The 23,301-nt window shown below is 58.1% G+C and carries 12 protein-coding genes, 3 tRNA genes, 3 rRNA genes and 1 pseudogene; 13 read left to right on the plus strand and 6 right to left on the minus strand.

From position 1 onward, the window contains the following. The first annotated feature begins 35 nt into the window (after positions 1 to 35). Positions 36 to 812: pseudogene (locus JL2886_RS15270) on the plus strand (cyclase family protein). A gap of 15 nt (positions 813 to 827) precedes the next feature. On the opposite strand, the gene JL2886_RS15275 reads toward JL2886_RS15270, so the two are convergent. Then, positions 828 to 1,454 carry a TetR/AcrR family transcriptional regulator gene (locus JL2886_RS15275; protein ID WP_065273748.1) on the minus strand — a complete coding sequence of 209 codons (627 nt, stop codon included), beginning with the start codon at positions 1,452 to 1,454 and terminating at the stop codon, positions 828 to 830. A gap of 115 nt (positions 1,455 to 1,569) precedes the next feature. Here JL2886_RS15275 and JL2886_RS15280 point away from each other — a divergent pair, with 115 nt between their 5' ends. The 12 genes from JL2886_RS15280 (at position 1,570) to JL2886_RS15340 (ending at position 17,191) form a co-directional block, all read left to right on the plus strand. Beyond that, the gene (locus JL2886_RS15280; protein WP_065272790.1) at positions 1,570 to 3,132 is read left to right on the plus strand and encodes a trimethylamine methyltransferase family protein; all 1,563 of its coding nucleotides are present in this window, start codon (positions 1,570 to 1,572) and stop codon (positions 3,130 to 3,132) included. Positions 3,133 to 3,222: 90 nt separating this feature from the next. After that, positions 3,223 to 5,268 (plus strand): NADH:flavin oxidoreductase, encoded by a 2,046-nt coding sequence (locus JL2886_RS15285; protein ID WP_065272791.1) that lies wholly within the window; start codon positions 3,223 to 3,225, stop codon positions 5,266 to 5,268. A gap of 1 nt (position 5,269) precedes the next feature. Beyond that, positions 5,270 to 5,995, plus strand: coding sequence for an NAD(P)-binding domain-containing protein (locus tag JL2886_RS15290; protein WP_065272792.1), 726 nt, complete (start codon positions 5,270 to 5,272; stop codon positions 5,993 to 5,995). A gap of 3 nt (positions 5,996 to 5,998) precedes the next feature. Then, positions 5,999 to 7,981, plus strand: a complete 1,983-nt coding sequence (locus tag JL2886_RS15295) for an FAD-dependent oxidoreductase (RefSeq protein WP_065272793.1) — start codon at positions 5,999 to 6,001, stop codon at positions 7,979 to 7,981. 683 nt (positions 7,982 to 8,664) lie between these two features. Next, positions 8,665 to 10,124, plus strand: a 16S ribosomal RNA gene (locus JL2886_RS15300). A gap of 145 nt (positions 10,125 to 10,269) precedes the next feature. Continuing rightward, positions 10,270 to 10,345, plus strand: a tRNA-Ala gene (locus JL2886_RS15305). A gap of 25 nt (positions 10,346 to 10,370) precedes the next feature. Then, positions 10,371 to 10,447 (plus strand) — tRNA-Ile (locus JL2886_RS15310). Between the two features lie 410 nt (positions 10,448 to 10,857). Continuing rightward, positions 10,858 to 13,684, plus strand: a 23S ribosomal RNA gene (locus JL2886_RS15315). Positions 13,685 to 13,872: 188 nt separating this feature from the next. After that, a 5S ribosomal RNA gene (rrf, locus tag JL2886_RS15320) occupies positions 13,873 to 13,987 on the plus strand. The 16S, 23S and 5S rRNA genes sit together here with 3 tRNA genes alongside, the layout of an rRNA operon. 48 nt (positions 13,988 to 14,035) lie before the next feature. Continuing rightward, positions 14,036 to 14,112: transfer RNA gene (locus JL2886_RS15325), tRNA-Met, on the plus strand. Between the two features lie 538 nt (positions 14,113 to 14,650). Beyond that, entirely contained in the window at positions 14,651 to 15,481 is an 831-nt protein-coding gene (locus tag JL2886_RS15335) for a glycosyl hydrolase (protein ID WP_065272795.1), read from the plus strand. 264 nt (positions 15,482 to 15,745) lie between these two features. Then, positions 15,746 to 17,191: a tetratricopeptide repeat protein gene (locus tag JL2886_RS15340; protein WP_082996101.1), complete on the plus strand. Its 1,446-nt coding sequence runs from the start codon at positions 15,746 to 15,748 to the stop codon at positions 17,189 to 17,191. Between the two features lie 212 nt (positions 17,192 to 17,403). On the opposite strand, the gene JL2886_RS15345 is transcribed toward JL2886_RS15340, so the two are convergent. From JL2886_RS15345 to JL2886_RS15365, 5 genes are all read right to left on the minus strand, one after another. Then, positions 17,404 to 17,688, minus strand: coding sequence for a hypothetical protein (locus JL2886_RS15345; RefSeq protein ID WP_133245386.1), 285 nt, complete (start codon positions 17,686 to 17,688; stop codon positions 17,404 to 17,406). A gap of 117 nt (positions 17,689 to 17,805) precedes the next feature. Then, positions 17,806 to 18,729, minus strand: coding sequence for a glycoside hydrolase family 26 protein (locus JL2886_RS15350; RefSeq protein WP_065272798.1), 924 nt, complete (start codon positions 18,727 to 18,729; stop codon positions 17,806 to 17,808). Positions 18,730 to 18,775: 46 nt separating this feature from the next. Then, on the minus strand, positions 18,776 to 20,596 hold the full coding sequence (locus tag JL2886_RS15355) for a glycosyltransferase (protein ID WP_065272799.1): 1,821 nt from the start codon (positions 20,594 to 20,596) through the stop codon (positions 18,776 to 18,778). Next, the gene (galE, locus tag JL2886_RS15360; RefSeq protein WP_065272800.1) at positions 20,583 to 21,578 is read right to left on the minus strand and encodes a UDP-glucose 4-epimerase GalE; all 996 of its coding nucleotides are present in this window, start codon (positions 21,576 to 21,578) and stop codon (positions 20,583 to 20,585) included. The genes JL2886_RS15355 and galE overlap by 14 nt, the downstream gene beginning before the upstream one ends. Next, positions 21,575 to 22,567 carry a UDP-glucuronic acid decarboxylase family protein gene (locus JL2886_RS15365; protein ID WP_065272801.1) on the minus strand — a complete coding sequence of 331 codons (993 nt, stop codon included), beginning with the start codon at positions 22,565 to 22,567 and terminating at the stop codon, positions 21,575 to 21,577. The genes galE and JL2886_RS15365 overlap by 4 nt, the downstream gene beginning before the upstream one ends. Between the last annotated feature and the right edge of the window lie 734 nt (positions 22,568 to 23,301).

A 23,301-nucleotide genomic window follows, 5' to 3' on the forward strand; every position in this document is an offset into this window, starting at 1 on the left:
GCTAGCATCGCGGCAGATTTCAAAAAGGATTTCCCATGCCGCGCCGATTTGTCGATCTTTCCGTTGCTCTAGAAACAGGTATCCAGTCCGACCCAGAGATCATGCTGCCGCAGATCGAATACCTTTCTCACGATCAGACCGCTGAACAGGTGATGAGCTTTTTCCCGGGGCTGAAACGGGAGGATCTTCCCGGCGGTGAGGGCTGGGCGATCGAACGGCTGCAGATCGCCACCCACAACGGCACCCATCTGGATGCGCCCTATCACCATCATTCCACCATGAATGGCGGGGAGCGGGCGATCACCATCGACGAGGTGCCGCTGGAATGGTGCATGGCGCCGGGGGTAAAACTGGATTTCCGCCATTTCGACGATGGCTATGTGGTTACAGCCGCGGATGTGGAGGCCGAGCTGGACCGGATCGGCCACGAATTGTAGCCGCTTGATATCGTGGTGGTCAATACCTCGGCCGGGGCGCGTTATGGGCATCCCGATTACCTGGTGCGGGGCTGCGGCATCGGGCGGGGGGCGACGCTGTACCTGACCGAGCGGGGTGTGCGTGTCACCGGCACGGATGCCTGGAGCTGGGATGCGCCCTTTCCGCTGACGGCGCAGGAATACGCAAAATCGGGCGACCCGGCGATCATCTGGGAGGGGCACCGGGCCTCGATGGAGGTGGGCTATTGCCATATGGAGAAGCTGACAAACCTCGATAAGCTGCCGCCCACGGGGTTCGAAATTTCCTGCTTTCCGTTCAAGATCAAGGGTGCCTCTGCCGGATTCATTCGGGCGGTGGCGATCTTCAACGACTAAGGAACAGCGCGCTGTTCAGCGATGGCGCGCCATGAAGCGGTCGATGTCCTTTTGCGCGGGCTTCTGGCCGGTGAAGACCTCCATATAGCCCGGCATCCGCGCCAGACGCTGGGCCGCGTCCTCGTGCACCTGCATCGAGATATAGCCGATCTGAGTGTAGATCATGGTGAGTGCGCGGATCTCGGCGTCCTCGGGATCATACCCGTACCGGATCAGCATATCGGTCATCGCCCTCTTGCGGCGAGCATCGGCCAGATCCAGTCGGGCCTGTAGCGACGGGTCGCTGCGCGCCCAGTTGCGGATCGCCAGATCCAGTCGGGAATCGAACAGATCCGGGTCTAGCCAGCAATCAAACAGGTTAAACACCGCCTCGAACAGGTTCTCCGCATAGGCTTCGGTGCGGGCGACCAGATTGCTGGTGTTCTTGTCCTCCCAGTGGCGGATCATCGCCTCCAGAAGCGCCTCGCGATCCTTGAAATACCAGTAGAAACTGGTGCGCGAGACCCCCAGTTTTTTCGCCAGCGGCATGATCTTCACCGCGCCGACGCCATGGGCGGTCAGCTCTTCATAGGCGGCCATCAGCCAGGCATCCGCGCTGCTAGTCTGCTGGGAGAGTTCTGCAAGGGTCTGAGAAGCGTTCATGGCATTTTGCATAACAGCGACATCCTCGTGACGCAATCGAAGTTGACGCATGTGATTATTGAATTGACACTAATGTCAACAGATGATGTCAATTCGATAAGAGGAGGTCGCACAGATGGCAGAGGTGGCAGTCAAATCGCGGGGACGGCGGGCGCGCCGCAGCGCTGGGCGCACGGCAGAGCCGGGGCAGAACGAACACCTGCGCGTGCCCTATATCAGCCGCAGGATTCCCACCTATGACATCCTGTCCGAGGAGAGTCTTGCGCAGATCGAGGCCACCGCCGAGCGTATCATGTCCGAGATCGGACTGGAGTTCCGCGACGATCCAGAAACCGTTGCCCTGTTCCGCGCGGCAGGCGCCGAGGTGACCGATCTGACCGCCAGCAGCTGGAACCTGAAATTTGCCCCTGGCATGATCCGGGAGATCCTGAAAACCGCGCCCGCGCGGTTTACCCAGCACGCCCGCAACCCCGCCAATTCTGTTGAAATCGGCGGCGATGCCATGGTGCTGGCGCCCTCATACGGCTCACCCTTCGTGATGGATCTGGACAATGGCCGCCGCTACGGCACCATCGCCGATTTCCGCAATTTCGTGAAACTGGCGCAGATGAGCCCCTTTCTGCACCATTCCGGCGGCACCATCTGCGAGCCAACCGATATCGCCGTCAACAAGCGGCATCTGGATATGGTTTATGCCCATATGCGCTATAGCGACCGGGCCTTCCTGGGCTCGATCACCGCGCCCGAGCGTGCCGAGGACAGTATCGAGATGTGCCGCATCTTGTTTGGTGCGGAGTTCGTCGATCAGAACTGCGTCATCATGGGCAATTTCAACACCACCTCACCGCTGGTGATCGATGGCGTCACCTCGCAGGGGATCCGTGCCTATGCGGCGGCGGGGCAGGGTTCGATCCATCTGCCCTTCCTGCTGGGCGGGGCAGTGGCGCCGCTGACTATGGCCGGGGCGCTGGCGCAATGCCTGGCCGAAACCATGGTGTCCTGCGCCATCACCCAGCTGGTGCGTCCCGGTGCCCCAACCATTCTGGGCTCCTTCATCAGTTCCATGTCGCTGCGGTCGGGCTCGCCCACCTTTGGTACACCGGAACCGGCGCTGGCCTCGCTGGCCATGGGGCAGCTGGCGCGTCGCCTGAATCTGCCGCTGCGCTGCGCCGGGAATTTCTCAACCTCGAAGCTGCCCGACGCGCAGGCGATGCAGCAGGCGATGATGTCGATGATGTCGGCGGTGCAATGCGGCGCGAATTACATCCTGCATTCGGCGGGGTTCCTTGATGGGCTTTTGTCGATGTCCTACGAGAAATTCATTCTGGATACGGACCTTTGCGGGGCGCTGCATGCCTATCTGAACGGGTTCGAGGTCAACGACGACACGCTCGGGTTCGACGCTCTTGCCGAAGGCGGCCCCGGGCAGCACCTGTTTTCCACCCAGCACACCCTGCGCCATTACCAGACCGCCTATTGGGATAGCGCGGTGGACGATCACCAGCCTTGGGAAACCTGGGATGAAAAGGGCGGCGTCGATGCGGCCTCCCGTGCCAACGCTCGCTGGAAGGCACAGCTGGCCGCCTATGAGGCGCCCGCGATGGACGAAGGTACGGATGAGGCGCTTCAGGCCTTTATCACCCAGAAGAAAGCCGAGGTGCCCGATGCTTGGTATTAAGTCCTGTAGTGAGGCCTTTTCCTGAACCCGTTTCCGTTTCACCATTGACCCGACCACCCAGCAACAGATGCCCGCAAGGAGAGCGCCAAGATGTCCAATGATCCGCTTTTGCAGCCCTACCAACTGAAACACCTCACCCTGCGCAACCGGATCATGACCACCAGCCATGAACCGGCCTACCCCGAGGACGGCATGCCAAAGGAACGCTATGCCGCCTATCACGCCGAACGGGCCAAGGCGGGTGTGGCGCTGACCATGACGGCGGGGTCGGCAGCGGTGTCCAAGGACAGCCCGCCGGTGTTCAACAACGTGCTGGCCTACAAGGACGAGGTGGTGCCCTGGATCCAGGCGCTGACCGACCGGGTGCACGAACACGGCGCGGCGGTGATGATCCAGCTGACCCATCTGGGGCGCCGCACCAACTGGAACAAGGGCGATTGGCTGCCTTCGGTCAGCTCCACCCGCCACCGCGAACCGGCGCACCGGGCCTTTCCGAAATTGGCGGAAGATTGGGATATCGAGCGCATCATCACCGATTTCGCCGATGCCGCCGAACGGATGAAGGCAGGCGGCATGGATGGCATCGAATTGCAGGTCTACGGGCACCTTCTGGATCAGTTCTGGTCGCCACTGACCAATGATCTGGACGGTCCCTATGGCGGGCAGAGTCTGGAAAGCCGCATGAAACTGCCGCTGGATGTGCTTCAGGCGGTGCGCGACCGGGTCGGGGACGATTTCATCGTCGGCCTGCGCTACACGGCGGATGAGGATCAGGCAGGTGGCATCACCCCTGAAGAGGGGCTCGAGATCTCCAAACGCCTGTCTGCCACCGGCATGGTGGATTTCCTCAACGTGATCCGGGGGCGCATCCATACCGATCCGGCGATGACTGACGTGATCCCGGTGCAGGGCATGGCCGCCGCGCCGCATCTTGATTTTGCCGGATCGGTGAAACAGGCCACCGGCATGCCCACTTTCCATGCCGCGCGCATTCCCGATGTGGCGACGGCGCGGCATGCGGTGGCCTCGGGGCTCTTGGATATGGTGGGGATGACCCGCGCCCATATGGCCGACCCCCATGTGGTAAAAAAGATCATGGAGGGGCGCGAGGATGATATTCGCCCCTGTGTCGGTGCCACCTACTGTCTCGACCGGATCTATCAGGCGGGCGATGCCCTTTGTATCCACAACGCTGCCACCGGGCGCGAGCTGACCATGCCGCATGAAATCCCTGCGGCGACGCAAAAGAAGAAGGTCGTTGTCGTCGGCGCAGGCCCGGCAGGGCTGGAAGCCGCCCGCGTCGCTGCCGAGCGCGGCCACGATGTGACGGTGTTCGAGGCGGCCGCCGATCCCGGCGGTCAGGTGCTGCTGACCGCGCAAAGCCCGCGCCGCCGCGAGATGATCGGCATCATCGACTGGCGCATGGCGCAATGCGCGGCGCGCGATGTGACCTTCCATTTCAACACCTGGGCCGAGGCGGCGGATGTCACCGCCCTCAACCCCGATGTGGTGATCGTGGCCACTGGCGGCCTGCCCAACGGGCATCTGTTTGAGGAAAAGGAAGAAGCTGCCAATGTGGTCTCGGCCTGGGATCTGATCTCGGGCGATGTGAAGCCTGCGCAGAACGTGCTGATCTACGACGAAAGCGGCGATCACCCCGCCCTGATGGCGGCCGAGGTCGCTGCTGCGGCGGGCAGCACGGTCGAGGTGATGACGCCGGACCGGGTGTTCGCCCCCGACATCATGGCGATGAACCTGGTGCCTTACATGCGTAGCCTTCAGGACAAGGACGTGCGTTTCACCGTGACGCGCCGTCTGCTCGATGTGGCCAAGAACGGCAATGTCCTGACCGCGACCGTCGGCACCGATTACAGCGATCACAGCTATACCGCCGATTACGATCAGGTGGTGGTGAACTACGGCACCCTGCCGCTGGATGAGCTCTACTTCGATCTGAAACCGCTCAGCCGCAATGGCGGCGAGCTGGATCACGAGGCGCTGATCGCAGGGAAGCCGCAACAGGTGGCGCGCAATGAAGATGGCACCTTCCAGCTGTTCCGGATCGGGGATGCGGTTTCGGCCCGCAACACCCATGCGGCGATCTATGATGCGCTGCGCCTGATGAAGGATATCTGATATGCGGATCGGCGTCATCGGAACCGGCACCATCGCGGGGGCGGTGGTGCGTGGTATCGCAGGCGACGGGCATCAGATCACGGTCTCCGAGCGCAGCGCGCATGTCTCCGCCGAACTGGCAGGCGCCTTTGACAACGTCTCGGCTGCGCCCAACCAGCAGGTTCTGGACCAGAGCGATGTGATCTTTCTGGGGCTGATGGCGGAGGCCGCGCCGGACATTCTGGCGCCGCTCACCTTCCGCGAAGATCAACAGGTGATCTCCTTCATCGCGGGCGCCGATCTGGCGCGGGTGGGGGACCTGGTCGCGCCTGCGCGGGCTTCGGCGGTGATGATGCCCTTTCCTGGCATTGCACAGGGCGGCTCTGCCATCATGGCGCTGGGCGACATCGAACTGGTCAACGCTCTCTTTGGTGCCCGCAATACCGTATTTGCTCTCAAAGATAGCGCCGAGCTGGACGCCTACCTTTGTGCCCAGGCGGTGCTGTCACCGGTGGCGCGCATGGTCGGCGATGCAGCGGATTGGCTGGGGGAGCGCGTTGCAGATCCGGCGCAGGGAGAGGCCTTCCTGCGGATGCTGGTCGCCACCAGCCTCGCCGAGGCAGGCTGCGCCGATCTGATCGAAGCGCTGAACACACCCGGCGGCTATAACCAGCGCCTGCGCCAGCATATGGAGGCCGCCGGGATGACCGGCGATCTGATGTCAGGATTGAACGATTTGGAGGGCTGAGCCATGAGCACCTTTCCGCATATCTTTCGCCCGGTGACCCTGCGCCACAAGACGCTGCGCAACCGTATCGTTTTTGGCGCCCACACCACCAATATGGCAAAGGGTGGGCTGCCGGGGGAGGCGCATACGGCCTATTACCGCGAACGGGCGCTGGGCGGCGCGGCGATGATCGTGGTCGAGCCGATGCCGGTGCATGCCTCTGCGGTGCTTACGCGCGGCAATTTCCTCCATTCCAGCGATGAAGTGATCCCCCACTTTCGCCGCCTGACCGAGGCCAGCAAGGCCGAAGGTGCGGTGATGATCCAGCAGCTTTACCACGTCGGCGCCCACGGCGATCAGGACAATTCCTGGCACGCCGCCTGGTCGCCCTCGGGTGGGCCAAGTTACCACGACAGCGACGCCAGCCACATGATGAGCGAGGCCGAAATCGAGGAAACCATCGAAGGGTTCGTTCAGGCCGCGATCCGCTGCCAAAAGGCAGGGTTCGACGGGGTCGAGGTCTGGGCTGCCTATCATTGCCTGCTCGATCAGTTCTGGACGCCCTTTTCCAACCAGCGCGATGACCGCTGGGGTGGCAGTCTGGAAAACCGAACGCGCCTCTCGCGCACGATCTTGCACCGCATCCGCCGCGCCTGCGGCGAGGACTTTATCATCGGCCTGTCGGTCAATGACGAACCGGGGGTCGATATTGCTCTCAGCCGTGAAAGCATGGCCGAGATCGTCGCCCTGCACGACAGCGAAGGTGCGATGGACTATGTGACCATCGGCTCCGGTTCCTATTTCGATTTCGCCCGGCTGCTGCCCAGCTTTCAGCACGGGGAGAAGCTGACCTCGGATCTAGCCGGAACGCTGAAGGGCGCTGTGCAGCAGGCCCTTGTGACATCCGAAAGTCATATCCGCACGCCGGAGAACGCCAATACCCTTTTGGGCGCGGGAGAGGCAGATCTGGTGTCCCTGGTGCGCGGCCAGATCGCCGATCCGCATCTTGTCGCCAAGGCAGAGACGGGCAGGGCAGAGGATATCCGGGGCTGCCTGTCCTGTAACCAGCAGTGTTGGGGGAGGCGCAGCCGGGATTACTGGATTTCCTGCCTGGTCAATCCATCCGCCGGGCGAGAGCATGGCTGGGGCGGTGATCGCTTCAACCCGACGACCGATCCGAAAAAGGTGCTGGTGGTCGGCGGTGGCCCCGCCGGGCTGGAGGCTGCCCGGGTTGCGGCCGAGCGTGGCCACCACGTGACCCTGGCCGAGGCGGCTGCGCATCTGGGGGGGCAATTCCATCTGGCGGGGCTACAGCCACGCCGGGGGCAGATCACCGATCTGATCAGCTGGTACGATCGCCAGCTCACCCGTCTGGGCGTTGATGTCCGGCTCAACACCTATATGGATGCGGATGACATAAAGTGCGAGGGCGCCGATAGGGTGGTCCTGGCTACCGGCAGCAAGCCGACGGAGACCGGGTTCCAAAAGGCGCTACCGCATCTGGCCCACCTGCCGGGGATCGAACACGGCCACGTCTGGTCCGCCGAGGATGTGATGGCCCGCCGTGCCCGTCTGGGCCAGGAAGTGATCGTCCTGGATGAAGGCGGCAACTGGCGCGGCTGCGGCACCGCCTGGCGGCTGGCCGAAGACGGGCACCGGGTGACGCTGGTGACGCCGGACCCGATGGTGGGCAAGGAGCTGCAGCGTTCGGCCACGGATCTCCACCTGCGCCGCGCACTGGCTGAGTTGGGTGTCACATTTATAACCGAGGCCGCCATCGCAGGCTGGGACGGGCAGGGCGCGACGGTGACCTGCCTGCTGACCGGCTCGCAAAGGGCCATTTCGGCCGACGATTTGGTAATGGCGGTCTCGAACCATGCGGATATGTCTCTGCGGGACGAGTTGATCGGGCTGGGTGTTACGCCGCAACTCGTCGGTGATGCCGATGCGCCCCGGATGGCGGCGCAGGCAATTTTCGATGGTCGTCGAGTCGGTTTGGCCCTCTGACCGGCTCTCGTCCGGGCGATTCCCATCCGATTCCAACCCGATTCAGGTGTGATTCAACGGTGCTCTGTGGATAACCCTGTGGAGGACTAAGCGTCCCTCGCCGAGTGTGGGGGGAAGGACCAGCAAATAGGAGAATGTACTGCTAAATCGCACATCGGGGCCAGATTTAAGTTTGGGTTAAGCATTTGATTTTGTTGAATATTGCGAGAAATTTCCCGTTTTTTCGGTTTTTGTTGATTTTGGGGTTGCGGGTATTTGGAGTTAGGACTAGAACCCCCTTCACCGGCGGCGCTGAGGCGCTACGGGGCGCGGCGGAGACGCTGCTGACGGATCGGAAAGACGGTTGAGACGCTCAGGAGAGACTGAGGCATCTTTGAGGATGAGGCAGGCGGGCGCGCTGAGAGATTGGCGCATCTGTTTGTTTTGGCCGCTGGGTGTTGCTCTTTGACATTGACAGATAACTGAAGAGATATGTGGGCGGTTTGGTTCATTTCGATGGATCAACGTCTGTATATCGCGCTGGTAGGAATTTCGGTTCCGATGATCCAGTGTCAGCTTCACTGTTTGTACGGCTTCGGTTTCTTTTGAAACCAAGCACACAAACAGAGACTTTCATCAGGATTAGCCTCCTGGTGAAGATGTGCAGAGGTTCGAACGTCAAGGATATGCGAGCAATCGCATTTCAACTTGAGAGTTTGATCCTGGCTCAGAACGAACGCTGGCGGCAGGCTTAACACATGCAAGTCGAGCGCACTCTTCGGAGTGAGCGGCGGACGGGTTAGTAACGCGTGGGAACGTGCCCTTCTCTAAGGAATAGCCACTGGAAACGGTGAGTAATACCTTATACGCCCTTCGGGGGAAAGATTTATCGGAGAAGGATCGGCCCGCGTTAGATTAGATAGTTGGTGGGGTAACGGCCTACCAAGTCTACGATCTATAGCTGGTTTTAGAGGATGATCAGCAACACTGGGACTGAGACACGGCCCAGACTCCTACGGGAGGCAGCAGTGGGGAATCTTGGACAATGGGCGCAAGCCTGATCCAGCCATGCCGCGTGAGTGATGAAGGCCCTAGGGTCGTAAAGCTCTTTCGCCAGGGATGATAATGACAGTACCTGGTAAAGAAACCCCGGCTAACTCCGTGCCAGCAGCCGCGGTAATACGGAGGGGGTTAGCGTTGTTCGGAATTACTGGGCGTAAAGCGCACGTAGGCGGATCGGAAAGTTGGGGGTGAAATCCCGGGGCTCAACCCCGGAACTGCCTCCAAAACTATCGGTCTAGAGTTCGAGAGAGGTGAGTGGAATTCCGAGTGTAGAGGTGAAATTCGTAGATATTCGGAGGAACACCAGTGGCGAAGGCGGCTCACTGGCTCGATACTGACGCTGAGGTGCGAAAGTGTGGGGAGCAAACAGGATTAGATACCCTGGTAGTCCACACCGTAAACGATGAATGCCAGTCGTCGGGTAGCATGCTATTCGGTGACACACCTAACGGATTAAGCATTCCGCCTGGGGAGTACGGTCGCAAGATTAAAACTCAAAGGAATTGACGGGGGCCCGCACAAGCGGTGGAGCATGTGGTTTAATTCGAAGCAACGCGCAGAACCTTACCAACCCTTGACATCCTCGGACCGCCAGAGAGATCTGGTTTTCACTTCGGTGACCGAGTGACAGGTGCTGCATGGCTGTCGTCAGCTCGTGTCGTGAGATGTTCGGTTAAGTCCGGCAACGAGCGCAACCCACATCCTTAGTTGCCAGCAGTTCGGCTGGGCACTCTAGGGAAACTGCCCGTGATAAGCGGGAGGAAGGTGTGGATGACGTCAAGTCCTCATGGCCCTTACGGGTTGGGCTACACACGTGCTACAATGGCATCAACAATGGGTTAATCCCCAAAAGATGTCTCAGTTCGGATTGGGGTCTGCAACTCGACCCCATGAAGTCGGAATCGCTAGTAATCGCGTAACAGCATGACGCGGTGAATACGTTCCCGGGCCTTGTACACACCGCCCGTCACACCATGGGAGTTGGGTTTACCCGAAGGCCGTGCGCTAACTTTTGAGGCAGCGGACCACGGTGAGCTCAGCGACTGGGGTGAAGTCGTAACAAGGTAGCCGTAGGGGAACCTGCGGCTGGATCACCTCCTTTCTAAGGATGATGCTAGTCAGATTAGCGCAGCTTTTCTCGTGCATCACTTAGCAGAAGATCGGCAAACAAAGCCGGTCAACATCAGGACCGAGCCGTCCTCATATCTCTTCAGACAGTCGAGCCTCAGACCCCTGAGGTTCAGCAAGGGGCCTTAGCTCAGCTGGGAGAGCGCCTGATTTGCATTCAGGAGGTCAGGAGTTCGATCCTCCTAGGCTCCACCACTTTGCAATCGGCCCCATTTAGAATGGGTCGGTAGCTCAGGTGGTTAGAGCGCACGCCTGATAAGCGTGAGGTCGGAGGTTCAAGTCCTCCTCGACCCACCATTCCCCGATTAGATCGATAAGCACCGCAAGTGGTTCTTATCCGTCCAATCGGACGCAGTTTTGACATCGTATAGAGAGAAAAATCAACAACACCGTTGATCGCCCCGAGTGTGGGGATGATCTCGGATTGGTGCCGATCCCTTCGGGGTGAGGCAAGCCGGAAGATACGTCATGTTTCCTCAGACGCCTTCTGGTATGCCGGTTCGAAACGACGGAGTTGTCCAAGTCAAGTACACTAACCCGCATGATCTACCCGATCATGCATTGTTCTTTCGTCCGCCTGCGACCGACATCACAGGCACCAGGATGAAAGAGCGGGAAAGTATGCTTTTTGGTTCAGAGACAGATGATCCGGTTGTGAACCAGCTTCCGGATCCGACAGTTGTCAAAGACTGTCTCTTTCTGGACCAGATCAAGCGCGAGAAGGGCGTTTGGTGAATGCCTTGGCAGTAAGAGGCGATGAAGGACGTGATACTCTGCGATAAGTCATGGGGAGCCGAGAATAGGCTTTGATCCATGAATTTCCGAATGGGGGAACCCACCTGACAGTTCGATATTGTTACCACGGTAGCCAATATCTTGCTGAACCAGGTACTTAAAACCTGAATACATAGGGTTTTAAGAGCAAACCCGGGGAACTGAAACATCTAAGTACCCGGAGGAAAGGACATCAATTGATACTCCCTTAGTAGCGGCGAGCGAACGGGGACCAGCCGAGCCAGAGAAGTGACTGGAATGCGTTGGGAAGCGCAGCCATAGCGGGTGATAGCCCCGTACAGGAAGCTTTGATGGACGTATTAAGTAGGGCGGAACACGTGAAATTCTGTCTGAAGATCGGAGGACCACCTTCGAAGGCTAAGTACTCCTTACTGACCGATAGTGAACCAGTACCGTGAGGGAAAGGTGAAAAGCACCCCGACGAGGGGAGTGAAACAGTACCTGAAACCGAACGCCTACAATCAGTTGGAGGCCCCTTGAGGGCTGACAGCGTACCTTTTGTATAATGGGTCATCGACTTGGTCTCACGAGCAAGCTTAAGCCGCTAGGCGAAGGCGCAGCGAAAGCGAGTCTTAATAGGGCGAATGAGTTCGTGGGATCAGACCCGAAACCGAGTGATCTAGGCATGGCCAGGTTGAAGGTGCGGTAACACGCACTGGAGGACCGAACCCACATCTGTTGAAAAAGATCGGGATGAGCTGTGCCTAGGGGTGAAAGGCCAATCAAACTCGGAGATAGCTGGTTCTCTGCGAAATCTATTTAGGTAGAGCGTCATCCGAATACCCCGGGGGGTAGAGCACTGGATGGGTAATGGGGCCCCACAGGCTTACTGATCCTAACCAAACTCCGAATACCCGGGAGTACTAGATGGCAGACACACTGCGGATGCTAACGTCCGTAGTGGAGAGGGAAACAACCCTGACCTCCGGCTAAGGCCCCCAATTCATGGCTAAGTGGGAAAGCAGGTGGGACGACCAAAACAACCAGGAGGTTGGCTTAGAAGCAGCCATCCTTTAAAGATAGCGTAACAGCTCACTGGTCTAAATAAGTTGTCCTGCGGCGAAGATGTAACGGGGCTCAAGCCATGAGCCGAAGCCGAGGATGCACATAGTGCATGGTAGCAGAGCGTAGTGTGACATAGTCTCATGTCTCCTTACTTCCTTCGGGAAGATTGGAGACAAGAGGCTTTCGATGAAGCCGGGGCGTGAGCCATCCGGTGGAGAGATCACTAGCGAGAATGATGACATGAGTAGCGACAAAGAGTGTGAGAGACACTCTCGCCGAAAGTCCAAGGGTTCCTGCTTAAAGCTAATCTGAGCAGGGTAAGCCGGCCCCTAAGCCGAGGCCGAAAGGCGTAGGCGATGGGAACCAGGTTAATATTCCTGGGCCAGGAGGATGTGACGGATTGCGACTGTAGTTCAGCCTTATCGGATTGGTTGGGCTGCTGAGCAGTCCCTGGAAATAGCCCTCCATCAGACCGTACCCTAAACCGACACAGGTGGACTGGTAGAGAATACCAAGGCGCTTGAGAGAACGATGTTGAAGGAACTCGGCAAAATACCTCCGTAAGTTCGCGAGAAGGAGGCCCGGGTTCAAGGCAACTTGGATCCGGGGGCACAAACCAGGGGGTGGCGACTGTTTATTAAAAACACAGGGCTCTGCGAAGTCGCAAGACGACGTATAGGGTCTGACGCCTGCCCGGTGCCTGAAGGTTAAAAGGAGGAGTGAGAGCTCCGAATTGAAGCCCAGGTAAACGGCGGCCGTAACTATAACGGTCCTAAGGTAGCGAAATTCCTTGTCGGGTAAGTTCCGACCTGCACGAATGGCGTAACGACTTCCCCGCTGTCTCCAACATCGACTCAGCGAAATTGAATTGCCTGTCAAGATGCAGGCTTCCCGCGGTTAGACGGAAAGACCCCGTGCACCTTTACTACAGCTTCGCACTGGCATCAGGATTGTGATGTGCAGGATAGGTGGTAGGCATCGAAACCAGAACGCTAGTTCCGGTGGAGCCTCCCTTGAGATACCACCCTTCGCACTCTTGATGTCTAACCGCGGTCCGTTATCCGGATCCGGGACCCTGCGTGGCGGGTAGTTTGACTGGGGCGGTCGCCTCCTAAAGCGTAACGGAGGCGCGCGAAGGTTGGCTCAGAGCGGTCGGAAATCGCTCGTTGAGTGCAATGGCAGAAGCCAGCCTGACTGCGAGACTGACAAGTCGAGCAGAGACGAAAGTCGGCCATAGTGATCCGGTGGTCCCGAGTGGAAGGGCCATCGCTCAACGGATAAAAGGTACGCCGGGGATAACAGGCTGATACTGCCCAAGAGTCCATATCGACGGCAGTGTTTGGCACCTCGATGTCGGCTCATCTCATCCTGGGGCTGGAGCAGGTCCCAAGGGTACGGCTGTTCGCCGTTTAAAGAGGTACGTGAGCTGGGTTTAGAACGTCGTGAGACAGTTCGGTCCCTATCTGCCGTGGGTGTAGGATACTTGAGAGGAGTTGCCCCTAGTACGAGAGGACCGGGGTGAACGATCCACTGGTGGACCTGTTATCGTGCCAACGGTAGTGCAGGGTAGCTATGATCGGAAAGGATAACCGCTGAAGGCATCTAAGCGGGAAGCCCCCCTCAAAACAAGGTATCCCTGAGGGCCGTGGAAGACCACCACGTCAATAGGCCGGAGATGTAAGTGCAGCAATGCATTCAGTTGACCGGTACTAATCGCCCGATAGGCTTGATCTGTTCCAGTAACAGACAGTCTCGTAAACACCAAAAAGCAAAACGAAACTTGGACAAAACGTTGATCTAAAAACCTTCCGCTTTTGGAAAACGACCCGTGACATAACGGGCCTGCGGCAACGGGCATTTGCTTCGCAAATATCCTGCCTGCCGCAAATACCAAAAGCCGGAGGCTTTTGGTATTTACTCGGTTTGGTGGTCATAGCACGAGCAAAACACCCGGTCCCATCCCGAACCCGGAAGTTAAGTGCCGTCGCGCCAATGGTACTTGGGCTTAAGCCCTGGGAGAGTAGGTCACCGCCAAACCTAGTAAATACCAAAAAAATCTCTCTAACGATCATAACCAACAATCTCCGCGGGATGGAGCAGCCCGGTAGCTCGTCAGGCTCATAACCTGAAGGTCGCAGGTTCAAATCCTGCTCCCGCAACCAACCTTAATTGGATACTCATGCGTGTTCTCATCAAGCCCTTCCACGGAAAGGCTTTTTGCGTTTTGAACCAAGTCGATGATTGCCGCCAGCGCGCCTTCAAGATGGGTCTACCTGACTGGCGGGATACCGGGGCGCCGAAAGAGGCGTCATATCCGAAGCCGGATAGGCGTTTGCCTCGCGGCGGTGCTGCTTACCTGTCACAGCAGCCAAGGAACCATTCAGTCCTGGTCTCGGGGAACTGGGCTAAGACCCTTTTCCGTGCGACAAGGCTTCACAGCAGCAATGAGGCAGATGAGATGGGCCAAAACGGGTCCAAGGGGTTGTGAAACGGGATCGAAATTCTCATCCCGGCAAGAAACCCTTCAGCATTCTCGTAAAAAGTAAGTAAAAATAGGAATGTACGACAGAAAACGAGCGTCACAGTTAACAATTTATACCCACTTCTTGCCCAAGAATGGCCGTTCTAACGCGTTAGACCGCCTGAACCCCAAGTCGCGTCAGGCGGCTTGAGTTGACAGCAACTTGGAGAGGCGGGTTCATGCTGCGCTATGTGTTTGCGACACTTATGGCCATGATGATTGTTGGATCAGCGCAGGCTGAGAAGGCAGGGGTCGGGGCCTGGGAAAATTCCAGCTATACCATGTTGAAATGGCTGGAAGATACGCCGGCGCTCGGGTGGTATTACAACTGGCGACCCGATCAGATGTATACCAGCCGCCGCCACCGGCGCAGTGTGGAATTCGTGCCCATGATCCACAACGTGTCGGATGTGAACAAGCCAATACAATCAGATTTGCCCGTACGGCATCTGCTGGGGTTCAACGAACCGGACGGCGAACGCAGACTGTCCGTTGCACGCGCGGCCGCATTGTGGCCCAAGCTGGAACGGCGTGGTCTGCGCCTAGGCAGCCCGGCCACCACACAGGGCGGAACGCTGGGGAAAAACTCGTGGCAACGCCGCTTCATGAACCAAGTTGAGGCGCGCGGGCTGCGTGTCGATTTTATGGCGGTGCACTACTATTCCACCAACGGTAGCGTGAGGGAATTTCGCGACTGGCTGACAGCTGTACACGCGGAATACAATCGCCCGATCTGGGTAACCGAATTTGCTTATGTTGACTGGCACCGACCCGGATCCGCGACCTATCGGAAAAATGCCAAATTCGTTGAAGATGCCATGCGCATGATGGAAGGCCTGCCATTCGTGGAAAGACATGCCTGGTTCGCCGCCAATCCCTACACTTGGAATGGCCACACTCCGCATCTGAACCTCGTCAACGACGATCTGACCCTGACCCCGACGGGGCAGGCATTTGACCGGACCCTCAGCCAGCTGGAAGCCCTACGCGTTTCCAGCCGGGAAAACTAGCGCACCGTAATATTGGTGTCGCCTGAGCATTCTGTATTTGGGTAGGATGCGGCCCGGTAATTCATTCAGCCTCATACCATTGCTAAGGCAATCGAGTTTGGATCGCCTCTGCGCAGGGCTTTGAAATTGAACCGTTTAGATAAGCCAATAGAGCGGCGCGTGTCCCCCGCTACCATAGGACCATACGTTTGCCGCATCTGGATTCATTTGACAAAGGCGGCCTCAAAGGCGTCTAATAAAAGGGTAAATAGTGAGGGAAGGGAAATGTCCGTACGTCCTCCTCTATTGAAACGAATTGGCATCGGTCTTGTTGTAATTCTCAGCGCCACCGGGCCAGCTATTCACGCCCAAACAGCTGAGTTTGACGCCTTGCAAGAGGCTGCCGCAGACCCGGGCGCCGTTGACGCTCAACTCCAGCTTGGTGAAATCCTCCTTTATGGCAACAGGGGGCTACCCCAGGACAAGGATCGGGGGATGGCGCTGATTTCACAGGCAGCGGCGGCCGATCACACGGCAGCGCAAGCGGTGTTGGGCAAAGTCCTGCTCGATGGCTTTTATGTCGAGGCGGACCCTGAAAGGGGAGTGCGCCTGCTGCGCACGGCCGCTGACAAGGGCAATCTGCTCGCAGAAGAAACGCTGGGGCAGGCGCTTTTGTGGGGCGTGGGAACACCTGCTGACCCGGGCAAGGCGCGCGACTATCTGAGCTTGGCAGCGCAGAAGGGAAGCCCGGATGCAATGCGCACCCTGGGGGAACAACTCATCAGTGGCCGGATCATGGAGCAAGACCTTGCCACCGGTGTGCAGTTGCTGGAACGCGCCGTGGATATTGGCGATGCTGAGGCCAAGGTGGCTCTGGGCACTTTATTGTTCTTTGGTGGCGACCTCCCCAAAGACCGGCCCCGCGCGACCGCACTTTTCAAAGATGCGGCAATGGCGGGCAATGGCGAAGGCCTGCTCCACCTTGGCGCGGATATGATGTGGCGTCAGACAGACCGCAAGACCGCAAAGGCCCTGCTGATCCAAAGCGGGGAGCTGGGCACTGGCGCGGCCTGGGCGACCCTGGCTGAAGGGGCGATGTTTGGATACCTTGGGAAGGACCGGCGCGGGCAATTCGAAACCTTTGCCGAAAAGGCGCGTGCGGCAGGTGAACCCCGTATCGCCAAGCTGGAGGCGTTGCGACAGCTATACGGCATCAATATGCGCGCAAGCGGTCCAGATGCGATCGACATGCTTGAACAGGCGTCAGAGGATGGCAATCCCGAGGCGGCTAAATTCCTGATCCAGCTTGTCCGCGACGGTAACCGGCTCAATGTCAGAAAGTCACCAAAACAGGCTACAAAATATCTGGAGCGCTATTCCCACCTTCTTGACGAGGCCGATCGGGAGCGGCTGGAGTTTACCCTGAAGCTGGCGGGCACGCGGCGGTCGGACCGGTATGACGAATTTCTCGCAGAATTCAAAAGTCGACCAGACCTGAAGAGTACCGACTTTGGCATGGATATCTTTGCCAGCAACCCGAATTTCGCGATTTTCGTCCTGCAATCCAGGTTCAAACAACAAGGCAAGGCTGTTGGCCCCCTAGACGGGTATGCAGGGCCACGCACCCTGAAAGCTTTGTGGAATGCCTGCCGGACCTTGCCGGATACGGAACCCTGTCAGGATACCGTGATGCAGCCCAGGGTCATCGGAGCGCTGCTGGCTCAACGATAATGTGCAGGGGCCGGAGTCCGGACTGACAGATGCTTGATTGACAGAAAAGGGTGCCAGATCCACCGGGGGCAGCCTGGCCGGGTTGTGCACCGCATGTGGCGCGCGCCGCAGACCTCCCGTGTCGGCGGCAGACTTGCTCCGCAAAAGCGGAGAGGTCACCTTTTCAAAAGATGTTGGTCTAGATCCGGTCGGGGATCGCGGCGATCACGGCTTTAGCCGCGATAGCAACGCGACTTCTGACCAAACCCTGCCGGAGAACAAATCCACGTGGCCCCGCCGCGCGTGCTCATCCAAGAGGCCCGCCGCGCCGCCTGACGTGCACGCGCTTCGCGTTTGCTCACCTTCTTGCCATTGGCCATCCAGTTGAAAGCATAAACATTCTCGACGCTTTGCTGTTCTGCCTCGGCGGCTGCAGTCATTGGGATCGCAGTGATTGCCACAATAAACCCAACACTGAGCGTCGCAGACACCCAATCGGTCGCTGTCTTCATAAACATTGCTCGCTGCCCCTAGCTTGCTCCGGTGGTTTCCCCACCATTGATGCGCTAAATTAAGGCATGCTTATGGTTAAGCAATGGTTGATTTGTGGCTGCTTTATGAGTGGCGAATTTTTGCTAGTTGCCAACCTCCTGATCGTCGCCGATCACTCGGTTTTCCAGGCGCCAATCCGGCAAGCCATATCCATCTGGCCAGGGGTAGACCTCTTTCTGGTTGAAGTAGACCACACCGGACAACAGCGGTTTGTCGGGCTGTGGTTGCCGAACTTCCCCTTCCCATTGCGCCACGTAGGCGGCGCTGCCGACAAAGCCAAGCTCTGCAACGATGACCGGCTTGCCGAAAACTTCTACACGAGCATAGGTTTCGTCCAGCCACTGTTGGTACTTGCGCGCGCCGCCGAGAATATCGATCTCCCATTGCTCGAGACCGAAAATCGACAGGCCTACAATATCAACGTAGTCGTCACCGGGGTAATAATCCTCCAGCCCGTCATCCCCTGCGGGCGACCAGACAACAGTGATGTCCGGGGCCTGATCACGGCAGATGTCAATCATTCGCTTGTACGAGGTGATATAGTCTTCCGGATCCCAATCTGACCAAATGAATTGGCCTTCGTTGCGCTCCATTTCATGCGCCCACCGCACAGAGATCGGGCTTTGCAGGTCCTTGAGCACTTGGCAGATGCCGCGCATGTTGGCGTCATAATAGCCATTCAGGATGCCATTGCGCAGAAATTCCGGTGTGTTGCGTTCGTCCACGGTCCAGGTCCAGGGTTCGATCGTGACCATCAGGGCGCGCCCGCGTTCCAGCGCATATTCATCGGCATCCAGAAGGGAAATCAGCGACACGTCCTCCCAGGGCAGGAAGACATGCTCAATCACCGCATCGGGTTCGTCGCTATAATCTCCCTCAGGGTCAAATGCGCCATAGGGCATGTTGCCGGGAGGAAGAGGCGCAGCGGACAGGATGAGGGGAGATCCCGCGATTGCAATCGCAGCAAGTATGCGCCTCGCGCGAGAGACTGGTTTGAAACGTTTCATAGACCCGGTCCTCCTATACTGTGGTCACCGCACTGGGTTTCTTCGGTCACCACGCTGGGGTGCGTTCATCACCCCAGTCAAAATTAAACCTATATCCAAACGGATCTCGATGTGCGCTGCCAGCCCCTGCGACGTTGACCTGCACGTCGACGATTTGCACCGATTTAAGGCCAATCGACAGGGCATAGGCGCTTTCTGCTGCGCGGATCGTAAAGGCGCTGAACAGCAATGTCGCTGTGGTCGCCACGACCCCCGTCTGCACTACAACATCCCGCCACTGTAATCTGACGGGCCATCCGTTCTCGTAAAAATGTCTCAACACCGTCACGGTCAGCGTGGCGGTATAAAGGCTCCCGGAAAACAACGTCAGGAGATAAAAACCCTGCGCCTGTTCCAGATGTTCCGCCAGCAATACCGGTAGGATACACCCTAAAGCCAGAATCGCATAGACCGCCCAGACCTTGACCGGCAAACGGGTTGGCCCGGTATTGCCCTTGGGGGTGATCCGGAAATCGACAAAGCGCCCTGTTAGGCTGTCTCGTAGGGCCGAAATGCATCCCCACAATACCCAGGGCCATTGCAGCATCAGGAACAGGGTCCGTTCCCAGCTGATAAGGGGGGCATCCACGGGGCGGAAAACCTTCAGCCGCCGCAGGGCGCTTGCCAGCAGCAGCAAGGCTGCGATCTGTGGCACCGCGTGGAGCAGGTACTGAGGAAACGTGATTTCCGCGTAACGGACATCGAACACAACCGCGAGAATGGGCAGCAGGTACATCAGCAAGAAAGTCACGCCGAAGATGGGATAGAGCATCTGGCAGAACAGGAACTGCCATTTCAGCCGCAGTGGCAGTTGTCGCAGATAGTGCGGCGTATGCACCAGCAACAGGGTCACCAGGCTGCGGGACCACTGGAACTCCTGGGTCGCAAGATCGGCCACCGTTGCCGGGCCGTCGCCGATGGCAATCGCATCCAGCGCATGCACCCCCCGCCAGCCTGCCGCATTGATCAGCATTGTTGTGGAATGATCCTCGGCCAGCTCAGGCCCCAATCCGCCAGCCTCCTGCAAGGCACGGGTCCGCACGGCGTAGTGGGATCCGATACACATCGGTGCAAACCCGGCGGTATAGCCCGCCTGCAGCACCCCGTGAAACGCTCCTTCGGTGTGGAGACGCGTGCGCGCCGCCCAGTTGCGGGAGGCGTTTGACGCACAGATGGATGGGGCGCTGACATAGCCCACATCCGCATCTGCAAAGGGGCGCAACATTTCGCGCAGGTAGCCCGGTTGCGGCACGTGATCGGAGTCTAGCTGGCTTACGATATCGTATTCCGCGTAGCCCCAGTGATCGTAGAAATAGGCAAGATTGCCTTCCTTGCAGCGTGTGCGTCTTGGCCAGGTTGCCTGATGATACTCTTCCACTCCTTTGCGGCTGGAAATCTTCACGCCGTGACGGGCGCACCAATCTATGGTGTCGGCGCTGGGGTCTTCATCCGCGAGCCAGGTGTCATGCGGATAATCCTGCGCCAGCATCGCCTCAAGCGTGGCCTGCACAACCGCGAACGGTTCTGAGGGCGTCTTGGTCACGATCATGGCCACGCGGAATTGCCCAGGCTCTGGATCGGGCGCGCAGGAGCGAACTGCGCGCAACGCGAAATAGACGAAATAGCATTGCAGGAAGCTCAGCCAGCCCAGCAGCCCGGTCACAAGGGCAAACCGCCAGGGTGATGCGATGTGCTCAGGCGAGAACCACCATGTCCAGAACCACAGGGTCGCGCCCGCCCATATCCCCAGCAGGGCCCAGAACAGGACTCGATTGCGTCCCACGATTATACGGGACACGTTGCGATATCGGGGGTCACGCTGCGACATTGCATTTCAGCCCGAACCACGGGGCCGCATCTTCAATGATCTGGTCCAGCGAAGACAGCTCGGCCCGAAACCCCAGCACCTCGGCGGCGCGGGAAGGGTCTGCAGTCAACGACGGCGGATCACCGGCGCGACGAGGTTCGATCCGGATGGGCAACTTCCGGCCAGTCTTGGCCTCGATGGCGCGCACGATTTCAAGGATCGAATGCCCCCTGCCGCTGCCGAGGTTCAGCTTGATCGATGGCTTTCCCTGCATCAGGTGCTGCAGGGCCAGAACATGCGCCCTGGCCAGATCCGCCACGTGAATATAATCGCGAATGCAGGTCCCATCGGGTGTCGGATAGTCATCCCCAAAGATCGAAAGGACCTCGCGTCGCCCCGACGCTGCCATCAGAGCAAGGGGGACAAGGTGGGTTTCGGGATCATGTTGCTCGCCCAGCTCGCCTTCGGGATCTGCCCCCGCCGCATTGAAGTAGCGCAGGCAGGCAAATGTCAGATCCGTCACATGGGCGAGATCTTCCAGCATCTGCTCGCCAATCAGCTTGGTCCGGCCATATGGATTGATCGGCCGTTGCGGCGTTGTCTCGATGATCGGCAATGTCTCCGGCACACCGTAGGTGGCACAGCTTGAGGAGAATACAATCCGCTTGATGCCGGTCGCGCTTGCAGCCTTCAGCAAGGAGATCATGCCGCCGACGTTGTTGTCGTAATAGGCGTTCGGGTGCTGGACGCTCTCTCCAACATAGGCGGAGGCTGCAAAATGCAAAATCGCGGTGATCTTGTGCTTTGAGATCGCGGCCGCAACCGCATCCTGGTCGCGTATATCGCCCTTTACGAAGGGGCCAAAGCGAACGGCCTCTGCGTGCCCGGTGGATAGATTGTCAAAGACAACGGGAAGATACCCTGCCATTTTCAAGGCCTTGCAGCTATGCGAGCCGATAAACCCGGCGCCGCCCGTAACAAGGATTGAGGAAGCTTGGGTCATTGTCCTGCTGGTGCCTCCGCTTCCTGATCTGCCGCCAATCGCTCACGGTACCACTCGATTGTGGCTGCTAGCCCCTCGTCGAGGTTCACCTTTGGCGACCAGCCCAAGATCGTCTTGGCGCGGGTAATATTGGGTTTGCGTTGTCTGGGATCGTCCTGCGGCAGCGGCCGGAACGTGACACCTGCCCGCGACCGCACCATTTTGACGACCTTTTCGGCCAACTCCAGCATGGTGAATTCACCGGGGTTCCCCAGGTTCACGGGCATCTTCTCATCCGAAGCCATCAGACGGATCAACCCATCCACAAGATCGCTCACGTAGCAGAAAGAGCGGGTTTGCAAGCCGGTGCCATAGACGGTCAGATCCTCGCCTTTCAGGGCCTGCACGATGAAGTTTGACACAACCCGCCCGTCTGCGGGGTCCATGTTGGGACCATAGGTGTTGAAGATCCGTGCAATCCGCGTTTCAACCCCATTGTGGGCGCCATATTCCCAGAACAATGTTTCCGCCACGCGCTTGCCTTCGTCATAGCAGGCGCGGGGGCCGCAGGTGTTGACGCAGCCGCGGTAGCTTTCATCCTGCAGGGAAATTTCCGGATCGCCATAGACCTCCGAGGTGGAGGACTGCAATATCCGCGCCTTCTTGCGGCGGGCCAGCTCAAGCAAATTGAGCGCACCCAGAAAACAGGTTTTGCAGGTATGGACCGGGCCTTCTTGATATCTGTCCGGTGAGGCAGCACAGGCCATGTTGTAAATTTCATCTACAGGCCCTGATATATCTAACGGATCACAGATATCATGCTGGATGAGGCGGAAATGACGATGCTGTAAAAACGGTGCAATGTTGCATCTGTTTCCAGTTTGGAAATTATCGACGCAGATAATTTCGTGTCCTTCATCAATCAAACGTCTGCACAGGTTTGATCCTACAAAACCGGCCCCGCCGGCAATAAGGATAACTTTATGATTTCGTGTAACGACACGCGGCATGATACTGGTACGCAAATCCACTCCTCCCCAAGAAGTGTCAGAGAAAAAAGCAACAATCGGCATAAATGCGAAATGGAAGTGCGTGATATTTCCGACGGTTTGAACTTGCCAGTTCAGCTGTCTATACGACCTCCGGATAAGAAGCCTGCCATAGTCTAATAAAATTTTCAACAAAATAAGGAGATTGGTGCAGGCAGCCTCTGCTTCATACTGAATATGGTGTGGCTTTCCACTTTTTGCCAAATTTGTTCCCGTATGGGTGGTTTGAATCAACGCGTGGTGGTGTCATTTATTGCGAAATTTGCCGTAGGATTTAAGCAATTGACAGCTGCGTCAAAAAGGCCGCGTTAGCGATTCGATAGTGCTTCAGATTAATTTCTTGGGTAAAGTCTAGTTTACGCTTTTACTGTGATGTGGGCGCCGTATTTGTAATTTTGACACGCATCCTGCCGACGGCTGTGGCTCGCCGCTGGGGCAGGGCGCATAATCAATAGAAAAGCTTGCGACGAGTGCGGTTGCAGACAGGAGGGTCTTCGGTCTCTGTCGTATCAGTGCGCGCGCGCCGCCGATCCTTGAGCCTCCCCAAAACAATCTTGATCGCTGTTTGGCAGTACATTGCGCAGCAATGTCACGAAAGGGGGGCAGATGCGCGGTTTGTGGCTGCGCATGTTGTAATTCACGGGTGACGGGCCGCCTGAATCCTTGTGATCGGGAACAGGTTTTGGAGTTCATTC

Origin of the sequence: Phaeobacter gallaeciensis (genome assembly GCF_001678945.1) — a bacterium.
Taxonomy (GTDB): Bacteria; Pseudomonadota; Alphaproteobacteria; order Rhodobacterales; family Rhodobacteraceae; genus Phycobacter; species Phycobacter gallaeciensis_A.